Annotated in this window: 7 protein-coding genes; 5 read left to right on the forward strand and 2 right to left on the reverse strand. The window is 63.9% G+C overall.

Features of this window, described 5'->3' with window-relative positions; all coding sequences use genetic code 11:
• Nucleotides 1–191: hypothetical protein (locus tag FKP22_RS33455; protein ID WP_211361440.1), on the forward strand; the 191-nt coding region annotated here is incomplete at its 5' end.
• Nucleotides 192–228: 37 nt separating this feature from the next.
• Here FKP22_RS33455 and iolG read toward each other — a convergent pair.
• Both iolG and FKP22_RS16965 read right to left on the reverse strand, forming a co-directional pair.
• Nucleotides 229–1,239 (reverse strand): inositol 2-dehydrogenase, encoded by a 1,011-nt coding sequence (gene iolG / locus FKP22_RS16960; protein ID WP_141288635.1) that lies wholly within the window; start codon nt 1,237–1,239, stop codon nt 229–231.
• 47 nt (nt 1,240–1,286) lie between these two features.
• Nucleotides 1,287–2,012: a TIM barrel protein gene (locus FKP22_RS16965; protein ID WP_233446864.1), complete on the reverse strand. Its 726-nt coding sequence runs from the start codon at nt 2,010–2,012 to the stop codon at nt 1,287–1,289.
• 402 nt (nt 2,013–2,414) lie between these two features.
• Here FKP22_RS16965 and FKP22_RS16970 point away from each other — a divergent pair, with 402 nt between their 5' ends.
• The 4 genes from FKP22_RS16970 to FKP22_RS16985 all read left to right on the forward strand — a co-directional run bounded on the left by FKP22_RS16970 (nt 2,415) and on the right by FKP22_RS16985 (nt 6,491).
• Nucleotides 2,415–3,353 (forward strand): sugar ABC transporter substrate-binding protein, encoded by a 939-nt coding sequence (locus FKP22_RS16970; protein WP_141288636.1) that lies wholly within the window; start codon nt 2,415–2,417, stop codon nt 3,351–3,353.
• Nucleotides 3,354–3,479: 126 nt separating this feature from the next.
• The gene (locus tag FKP22_RS16975; RefSeq protein ID WP_141288637.1) at nt 3,480–4,604 is read left to right on the forward strand and encodes an ABC transporter permease; all 1,125 of its coding nucleotides are present in this window, start codon (nt 3,480–3,482) and stop codon (nt 4,602–4,604) included.
• A 1-nt stretch (nt 4,605) separates the two neighbouring features.
• Nucleotides 4,606–5,394 carry an ATP-binding cassette domain-containing protein gene (locus FKP22_RS16980; RefSeq protein WP_141288638.1) on the forward strand — a complete coding sequence of 263 codons (789 nt, stop codon included), beginning with the start codon at nt 4,606–4,608 and terminating at the stop codon, nt 5,392–5,394.
• A 62-nt stretch (nt 5,395–5,456) separates the two neighbouring features.
• A complete protein-coding gene (locus FKP22_RS16985) occupies nt 5,457–6,491 on the forward strand; it encodes a LacI family DNA-binding transcriptional regulator (protein ID WP_141288639.1) in 1,035 nt (344 codons plus the stop codon).
• The last annotated feature ends 142 nt before the right edge of the window (nt 6,492–6,633 follow it).

Raw genomic sequence — 6,633 nt, forward strand, 5'->3', positions numbered from 1 at the left:
CTGGCCATGTGGCAGTCCCAGGGCGAGCCGGTGTTCATGCCGGCCATTTGAAGTCAGACATCTTGGGCAAGCCCGTGAATGATGACGCCACAGTGGGATTGCAAGCCAAACCCAATCCCCTTGGCGCCACCCAAGGCCAGGAACGGCGCCATGGTCACTTCAACGCGGGGCGGGCGGCCCGCGACCGCTAACCCATCGAACGCGGTCCGACCACAGCCGTGCGACGCGTCAAGATGCCACGGGGCGACCGTTGGCAAGCCTGACAGTCCTACCACTAGATGCCGACAGCGTGGCGGCCTCCGCCACCGCGAGCGCGTTGACGCCATCCTGCAGCGTGACCGGCATGGCCGTGCCTTGCGCCACTGCTTGTACGAAGGCGCGCCATTCGGCCTCGTAAGCGCGCATATAGCGCTCGAGGAAGAAGAATTCAGGCTTGGCGCTCAGGGCGCCGGCTGTGGTCGTCTTGGCGACGGTGTTCTCCAGCATGTTGCCGGCTTGCAGCAAGCCAGTTGCACCCAGCAGCTCCAGGCGCTGGTCGTAGCCGTAGACGGCGCGGCGGCTGTTCTTGATCACCGCGATGCGCCCATCGGCAAAGCGGAGCGTGGTGACAGCGGTGTCGACATCACCGGCCGCGCCGATGGCTGGATCGACGATGCTGCTGCCGACCGCCGTCACTTCGACCGGTACGCCGCCGAAGATCCAGCACGCCATGTCGAAATCGTGAATGGCCATGTCACGGAACAAGCCCCCCGACACCTTGATGTAGCTGACCGGCGGCGGTGACGGGTCGAACGAAGTGATCGACAGCAGCTCGCCCGCGCCGATTTCGCCCGCGTCGAGCGCATGCCTCACTGCTGCGAAGTTCGGATCGAAGCGGCGGTTGAAGCCGATCATCACAGGGCGCCCATGGCGTGCGGCAACCGCCTGGCAGGCCAGCGCGCGTTCGAGGTTCAAGTCCACAGGCTTCTCGCACAGCACGGCCTTGCCCGCAGCGGTGGCCGCCTCGATCAGACCGGCGTGTGTGTCGGTCGATGTGGCGATCAGAACGGCGTCAATGTTGCGGTCCTGAATGATGTCATCGACCGTGCGGGCCCGCGCGCCGTATTCCGCGGCGAGCTTTTCGGCGGCCGGGTGGTTGACGTCGGCAATCGCAACCAGCTTGCTGGCCGTGTTGGCAACGATGCTCTTGGCGTGAACGTTGCCGATGCGACCAGCGCCCAGCAGTCCGACTTTGATCATGGTGTCGTCTCTTTCGATGGTGATTGGGTGGATGCGATGCCGGTCCGTCAGACCGTGAACGCGGAACGGAAAGCTTCGAGGCCAGCGTCGGCGTCGCCGGAAGCGAACGCCTCCATGCAGACGGTGCCGCGGTAGCCCATGCGCTTGAGGGCGCGTGCCACGCCGGCGTAATTGATCTCGCCGGTGCCCGGCTCCTGGCGACCGGGCACATCGGCCACCTGCACCTCTCCGATCCAGGGCAGGCAGCGGCGGCAGAGTTCGATCAGGTTGCCCTCGCCGATCTGCGCGTGATAGAGGTCCAGGTTCAACCTCAGACCGGGGCGATTGATGGCAGACACCAGCGCCAGCGTGTCTTCCGCCTTCGCAAAGGGAACGCCTGGGTGGTCTACGGCGAGGTTGAGGTTTTCGATCATGAAGGTGACGCTGTGCTGCTCAGCCAGATCGGCGATGCGGTTGAGCGTCTCGCGCGCCTTCAGCCACATCGCGCCGGTCATCGTTTCGCAAGGCGTGACCGGCAGGCCACGGTCGCCAAGTCCGGTGCCGTGCAGGTTCAGCCGCGCCACGTTCAGACGCTTGCTGACCTGAATTGCTTCGGCCGCGGTCGACAGCAACTCGGCAGCGCCTTCGTCATCGGTGAGACGCCCGCGCAAATAGCCTGTCATCGACGAGAACCGCGCGCCGGACTTCTCCAGCATCGTCAGATCGTGGTTGGACCAGTTCCAGATGCCGACGTCGAAGCCCATTTCGGTGAGCCGCGACAGGCGCCAGGACATCGGCTTGTCGGGCCAAAGCATTTCGGCACAGGCGGCCAAGGCAAACGGAGCGGGCATGAGGGTGCTTTCAGGAAGTGGTGGGAGATCTGTAAGGGTCGGAGCCGGGCCCGCAGGGCCTTGGCCCTCCAAGAGAAAATTCTAAGCAATGAATGCATCCGGTTGCAATGCGCGCATCCACTCCCATTGCCAGTGTTTACCCTGTAATCTGAGGCGCAAGCTGTTGGCAACGCAGTGGAACCGCCCTCTAAGTGAAACCATTTAGAGATTCGTTTCCGGAAGCACTCTATGATTTATGCGCCCGGTTGCATCCGCCCGGTGCGGCAGCGCAGGGCGTCACGCAAGTGATCACTTGAGTTGCCAAAGCGGCTCACAGACCGTTCCTGCCCATCCCATGGAGACAACATGAAATTCCCTTTCAACACCGCGAAAAGCATTGCCGTAGCCGTAGTGGCCCTGCTGGTTTGCGCTGGCGCACACGCCCAGAACATCGCCGTGGTGACCCACGGTCAGGCCAATGACCCGTTCTGGTCGGTTGTGAAGAACGGCGTCGAAGCCGCGGCCAAAGACTCGGGCGTCAAGGTGACTTACCGAGCACCGGAGTCCTTCGACATGGTGGCCATGAGCCGCCTCATTGATGCCGCCGTCAACCAGAAGCCTGACGGTCTGGTGGTCTCTGTGCCCGACGCCTCTGCGCTCGGCGCCGCGATTCAACGTGCCGTCAAGGCAGGCATCCCGGTGATCACGATCAACGCGGGCCTCGAGTCCTCGAAAAAGCTCGGCGCCCTGCTGCACGTCGGACAGTCGGAGTACGACGCGGGCAAGTCCGCCGGCGAGAAGCTGAAAGAGATGGGTGGCAAAAACGGCATCTGCGTCAACCAGGAAGTCGGCAACGTTTCACTGGACCTGCGTTGCAAGGGCTTCGCCGATGGCTTTGCCGGCAAGACGAAGGTCGTGCCCACCGGCAATGAACCGTCCGAGGTGCGGGCCAAGGTGAAGGCCGCGCTGGATTCCGACACATCGATCGACACGATCATGGCGCTCGGTGCCGCGACCGCCGGCGAGCCGGCGGTCGCGGCGGCCAAGGACTCAGGTCGCCTGGCCAAGATCCGCATCGCGACCTTCGACCTCTCCGCTGGTTTCCTGAAGGCCATCGCCGCCAAAGAAGCCGCCTTCGCGATCGACCAGCAGCAGTTCCTGCAGGGCTACATGCCGGTGTCCTTCCTCGCGTTGCACGCCAAGTTCGGTCTGATGCCGGGTGGCAACGTGCCATCGGGTCCGAACCTGATCACATCTGAAAAAGTGTCGCAGGTGATCGAGCTGTCGGCCAAGGGCATTCGCTGAGCTGACGCATCAGACCGTCGCCACCCCGTCAAGGGAACTGGCGGCGGCAGACGCCACCTTCGGAACTCACGCCATCTTTGGCGCCACCCTCCGCTTCCATTTCTTTCGCTACCCACGGCCGACCACATGAATCCCCCAGGCATCCTCCAGTCGAGCCCCGCCGTCCCGGTCGACGAACGCATCAAACGCATCTCACCCTTGGCGAAGTTGATGCGACGACCCGAACTCGGCGCCGTCGCCGGACTGATTCTGGTGACGGGCTTCTTTCTCGCTGTCGCCGATCCGGTCATGTTCAACCTGGCCGGACTGGTGAACTTCCTGACACCGGCGGCCCAGCTCGGGATCATGGCGCTCGGCGCGTCGCTGCTGATGATCGGCGGCGAATTCGACCTGTCGATCGGCTCGATGGTCGCCTTCGCCGGGCTGATCTTCGGTGCCAGCATCACTGTGCTGCACCTTCCGCTGCTGGCGGCGGTGCCCTTGACCCTGGCGGTCGCGGGCATCATCGGCGTGGTGAACGCCGCGATCGTGATTCGCACCGGCTTGCCCAGTTTCATCGTCACGCTGGCGGCATTGTTCATCCTGCGCGGACTGAGCCTCGTGGGCCTCAAGTGGGCGACGGGTGGATCGACCCAGCTCCGAGGCATCGCCGAGGCAGTGCAAGGCCAGGCGTTCCTGGGCCTGTTCAGCGGCAAGGTCTTCGAGGGCTTGTTCGCCACATTGACCGAGCACCGTTGGCTTCCCCGCTTCGACAATGGTGAACCGATGATCACCGGCCTTCCGGTAGAGATCGTGTGGTTTGTCGGCCTCACCGCCCTCGCCACCTGGGTGCTGCTGCGCACACCCCTGGGCAACTGGATCTTTGCGACGGGCGGCGACCCGGCGGCGGCCAAGAACTCGGGGGTACCGGTGCGCCATATCCGGATCGGCTTGTTCGTCGTGGCTGCCATGTGCGCCGCGCTGGTCGCCATCATCACCGTGCTCGACAGTGGCTCCACTGACGCCCGCCGCGGCTTCCAGAAGGAATTCGAGGCCATCATCGCCGCCGTCATCGGGGGGTGCCTGTTGACAGGCGGCTACGGCTCTGCGGTCGGTGCGTTCCTTGGCTCGATCATCTTCGGCATGGTCATGATCGGGTTGACCTACACTCGCATCGACCAGGACTGGTACCTGGTCTTCCTCGGCGGCATGTTGTTGGTCGCCGTGTTGTTCAACAACAGCATCCGCAAGCGCGTGACCGGGGAACGTTGAGATGAGCCACCCAGAACATCCGCTGCTCGAGATGCGCAACATCGAAAAGCAGTTCGGCAATATTGTGGCCCTCGCTGGCGTTTCGTTCGCGGCGCATGCGGGCGAGTGCCACTGCCTGCTGGGCGACAACGGCGCGGGCAAGTCGACCTTCATCAAGACCATGTCGGGCGTGCACCCACCGACCAAAGGAACGATGCTCGTCAACGGGCAACCGGTTGTCTTCGATACCCCTCGCACGGCCATGAACGCTGGCATCGCCACGGTGTTTCAGGACCTCGCGATGATTCCGCTGATGTCGGTCACCCGCAACTTCTGGATGGGCCGCGAGCCAACCAAGGGCTGGGGTCCGTTCAAGCGTTTTGACGTCAAGTTCGCCAATGCCGTGACGATGGCCGAGATGTCGAAGATGGGAATCCGGCTGCGTGAACCTGATCAGGCGGTCGGTACCCTGTCGGGCGGCGAACGGCAGACGGTTGCGATCGCGCGCGCGGTGTACTTTGGCGCCAAGGTGCTGATCCTCGACGAGCCAACTTCGGCACTCGGTGTGCGCCAGACCGCCAGCGTGCTGGCGACGATCGACCGCGTTCGCAAGCAGGGGGTCGGCATCGTCTTCATCACGCACAACGTGCGGCATGCGATGGCGGTGGGAGACTGCTTTACGGTGTTGAACCGGGGCCGCACGCTTGGCACCGCGCGGCGCGGCGAAATCAGCGCGGAGCAGTTGCAAGACCTGATGGCCGGCCGGCAGGAAATCGCTTCGCTGGAGGGCTCGCTCGGCGGCACGGTCTGATTCGCTCGGGCGGCTGATGCCGAGTCGATAATGACAGCCCGACAAAAGCGACGCCAACGAACATGCCCCAGCACCGCCCCGTCGAGACACGCGCCAAGAAGGTTACCGCCAAGGATGTTGCCGAGAGGGCCGGTGTGGCCAAGTGGACGGTATCGCGGGCGTTTGCCGAAGGGGCTTCAGTCGCGCCGGAGGTGCGTGACCACGTCCGCAAGGTGGCGGCCGCCATGGGGTATCGGCCGAACCTGCTGGCGCGCAGCCTGACCACCCGCAGCACGAACCTCATCGGCATCCTGGTCGATGAACTGGGAAACCTGAATCAACTGCGCGTGCTGAACGAAGCCACCCGCCAGGTGCAGGCGCAGGGTTACAGCACGCTGCTGCTCAACATCAACCCCGACTATGGTCCTGCCGAGGCGCTGCGGCTGGCCGATCAATTCCAGGTCGACGGACTGATCTTCCTGGGTGCCACGTTGACGCGCCAACTGATCGAGCTGGCGCAGAACATCAAGCACATTCCGCTGGTGGTATGCCTGCGCAACAGCGGGGAGGCCGGCATCCCCTACGTCAGCACGGACGGCCACCCCGCGGGCGCAGAGATTGCGGACCTGCTGATCGAGCAAGGCTGCGAACGCATCGGCTACATGGCCGCACCGATGTCAGAGCGCACCGGACTGCGACGCCTGGAGGGTTTCAGGGACAGGCTCCAATCGCGCGGGAAGACCTTGTCGGTCGTGCTCGAAGCCAGCCATTACCGTCGCGGCGAGGGCATGAACACCATGCTGCGATACCTCGAGGCCACCCCGCGCGCCGAGAGAGTGGAGGGGCTGTTCTGCGAGAACGACATTCTGGCCATCGGCGCGATCGATGCGCTGGTCGCCACCAACAACCGCAACAAGATCGCCATCGTCGGCTTCGACGACATCGAACTTGCCAGCTCACCCAGCTTCGAGCTCACGACCTACCGGCAACCGGTGGATTTCCTGGTCAGTGAAGCCATTCGACGCATCATCGAGCCCAATGCCGAACAACTGGGCTCGTTGATGGCTCCGGGGACCTTGGTCCTGCGCAACTCGCATCGGCACACAGCGGGTCAGTAGCGCTCATGCGCAGCACGGCCAGATTGGTGTCCTGGTCGTCGTCCACCAGCGGGGCCACGGCCGGGAAAGCCCCTTTGTATTTCTTCAAGCGGATCAGCCTGCGGCGGCCCGCTTCAGTCCAACGATCACACCACGCGCCGGG

It is taken from the genome of Ideonella azotifigens (genome assembly GCF_006519715.1).
GTDB classification, from domain to species: domain Bacteria; phylum Pseudomonadota; class Gammaproteobacteria; order Burkholderiales; family Burkholderiaceae_C; genus Ideonella; species Ideonella azotifigens.

Coding starts and splice junctions, on each gene's coding strand:
- iolG (WP_141288635.1), bottom strand. CDS start 1,239: ATGATCAAAGTCGGACTGCTGGGCGCTGGTCGCATCGGCAACGTTCAC.
- FKP22_RS16965 (WP_233446864.1), bottom strand. CDS start 2,012: ATGTCCTGGCGCCTGTCGCGGCTCACCGAAATGGGCTTCGACGTCGGC.
- FKP22_RS16970 (WP_141288636.1), top strand. CDS start 2,415: ATGAAATTCCCTTTCAACACCGCGAAAAGCATTGCCGTAGCCGTAGTG.
- FKP22_RS16975 (WP_141288637.1), top strand. CDS start 3,480: ATGAATCCCCCAGGCATCCTCCAGTCGAGCCCCGCCGTCCCGGTCGAC.
- FKP22_RS16980 (WP_141288638.1), top strand. CDS start 4,606: ATGAGCCACCCAGAACATCCGCTGCTCGAGATGCGCAACATCGAAAAG.
- FKP22_RS16985 (WP_141288639.1), top strand. CDS start 5,457: ATGCCCCAGCACCGCCCCGTCGAGACACGCGCCAAGAAGGTTACCGCC.